At 41.7% G+C, this 2360-nt stretch carries 2 protein-coding genes; both read left to right on the top strand.

Annotated features, from left to right (window positions below; all coding sequences use genetic code 11):
- The first annotated feature begins 265 nt into the window (after nt 1–265).
- Nucleotides 266–1369, top strand: a complete 1104-nt coding sequence (locus LC574_RS36130) for an aliphatic sulfonate ABC transporter substrate-binding protein (protein WP_229458435.1) — start codon at nt 266–268, stop codon at nt 1367–1369.
- A 360-nt stretch (nt 1370–1729) separates the two neighbouring features.
- A partial coding sequence (locus LC574_RS36125; RefSeq protein WP_229458434.1) for an ABC transporter substrate-binding protein occupies nt 1730–2360 on the top strand: 631 nt, incomplete at its 3' end.

The raw sequence follows: 2360 nt of genomic DNA, 5'->3' as shown, positions 1-2360 counted from the left end.
AAACTTTCCTTTTAAAGCTGTCATTGGTTATTCTCTGCTCCTGTGCGCCTACTCCCACTCCCTTTTACCAATCTAAAATTTTAAATCCAAATTTTCAGTTCCTCGAGTCGTTGCAGGGTGGGTAATACCCACTCTCTTCCCTAATTTCATAAATAAAATTTATTAATTTATCAAAAGTAAGTTAATAAATAAGATTTTTTGTTTTTTACATTGCAATTAATCATCATTGTTCTAACTACTTAGAAGTAAATCAATAAAACAACCCATGCCAGCTTTAAAAGGAAAGTTTGAATTCAGAAAAAGCCACAGAACAACACGTCGTTCCTTATTGTTTGCTCTGGGCTACTGCTTAATGCTATCAACAGCCCTATCAAGTTGTAGTGAAGCAAAAAATAACACTCAACAGTCGGCAGCTTCCCCTGAATCGGTAGTTTCTAGCACTACAGAGAAGTCAACAGAGAAGCAAGTAGTACGGATTGTACGTTCAAAACAACTTTCCGCTCTAGCAGTTTTAGAAAAACAGGGTTCCTTAGAAAAGCGATTAGAGCCTCTGGGTTTTAAAGTACAGTGGGCTGAGTTTGCGGCTGGGCCACAACAGCTAGAAGCCCTGAATGCAAATGGACTGGATATCGCATCTACAGCCGAATCGCCTCCCATTTTTGCACAAGCAGCAGGAACACCCCTTGTATACCTAATTACTGCAATTCCTAGTGGTAAAGGCGTTTCGCTTTTAGTTCCTGAAAACTCACCCGTTAAAACTATTGCTGATTTGAAGGGCAAAAGAGTAGCTTTCCAAAAAGCATCTATCGGTCATTATCTTTTGGTCAAAGTCTTAGAAGCATCGGGACTGAAACTTAGCGACGTACAGTCAGTTTTCTTACCACCGCCAGACGCTAATGTGGCATTTAGTCAGGGCAAGGTGGATGCTTGGTTTATCTGGGAGCCATTCGTCACAAGATCTCAACAGAAGAAAATAGGACGGGTGTTGACAGACGGTAGTAAGTTTCAGGATACAGGCGGCTTTTACTCAACCACAAGGCAGTTTCAGAAAGCACACCCTGAAGTGATCAAAATATTTCTAGAGGAACTGGAAAAAGCAAATATTTGGTCTAAGAATCATCGTGAAGAAATGGCAAAACTGCTGGCACCAGTAACTCAGCTTGATGTACCTACACTTGAGATTATGCACGCCAAGTACGAATATGGGCTGCTACCGATTACTGAGAAAGTTATCACTAAACAACAAGAAGTCGCAGACAAATGGTACGCCCTCGGACAAATACCCAAGAAGGTGAATGTTAGAGACGGATTTTTGACACCTGAAGAGTATGCCAAAATTACTCCCTCAGAGGTTTTGGCTAAGAAGTAGTTATAGCCCAGAAGATTAAGCTAGGACTTACGCACTTACAACGAAAAAACAAGGCTTTGCGATTGCTTCCCTACCCTACGGGAACGCTAAGAGCGAACGGTCGCAATGACGAAATTACGTTATTGTTGCGTAAGTCCTGTAAGCTAATGGGTATTTAATTCTATATATAGGACTAATATTTGATTTCTGAAAAAGCTCGGTACAACTCGAAAAGCCTAATTCCTTATTCCCTACTCCCTACTCCCCACTCCCCGCCTATCGCGCTTGCGCTGCGCTTTGCGCACCACGTAAATAATTTCAAAAATCAAATACGATTCCTATATTATTAAGGCAGTCAAGAGTCAAGAATTATTCTGGCTTTTGACTGATAAAGTTTGTCTAAATGCCACACTATATGCTTATCGCCCAGGCATCATCCCTGAAGTTGTCTATCTTACTGGACGCACGCCCACCGATGGTACAAACCAAGGTATTGTGGTGAAAGCTAATTCTCCCATTAAGAAAGTAGCTGATCTTAAAGGTAAGAAAATTGCTTTTCAGGTAGGGTCGAATGCACAGTATTTACTAGCAAAAGCTTTGCAAGAGGTAGGGTTAAAAATTAGCGATATTCAAATCGTTGCTTTGACTCCATCTGAAGCCCGAGACGCCTTTATTCAAGACAAGGCTGACGCCTGGGTGGGTGGCGATCCTCTTTTAGCTGCTGTGGAAAATACTACCCCAATTCGGATTCTGAGAAATGCAGCAAGAATTAACACTCTCGGCGGTTTTTATATTGGCAGGCGTGGATTTGTCACCCAAAATCCGCAATTGGTGCGAGTGTTTTTAGAGGAAGCACAGAAGGTAGGAGAAGAGGCTGAAAAAAACCCAAGCATTTATGCCAAAATTTTAGTTGATGAACTGAAATTAGATCCATCTGTTGCACAAAAGGTGGCAAGCCGTCGTACTTATAGATTGAGAAGACTGACACCTGCGATCATTGCCGAACAGCAGG

The organism is Nostoc sp. CHAB 5715, assembly GCF_020829685.1.
Classification (GTDB): Bacteria; Cyanobacteriota; Cyanobacteriia; order Cyanobacteriales; family Nostocaceae; genus Nostoc.
This window is presented reverse-complemented; position numbering and strand designations above follow the sequence as displayed.

Bases quoted from the DNA above. Each gene is read 5' to 3' on its own strand.
- LC574_RS36130 (WP_229458435.1), top strand. From the start codon at position 266: ATGCCAGCTTTAAAAGGAAAGTTTGAATTCAGAAAAAGCCACAGAACA.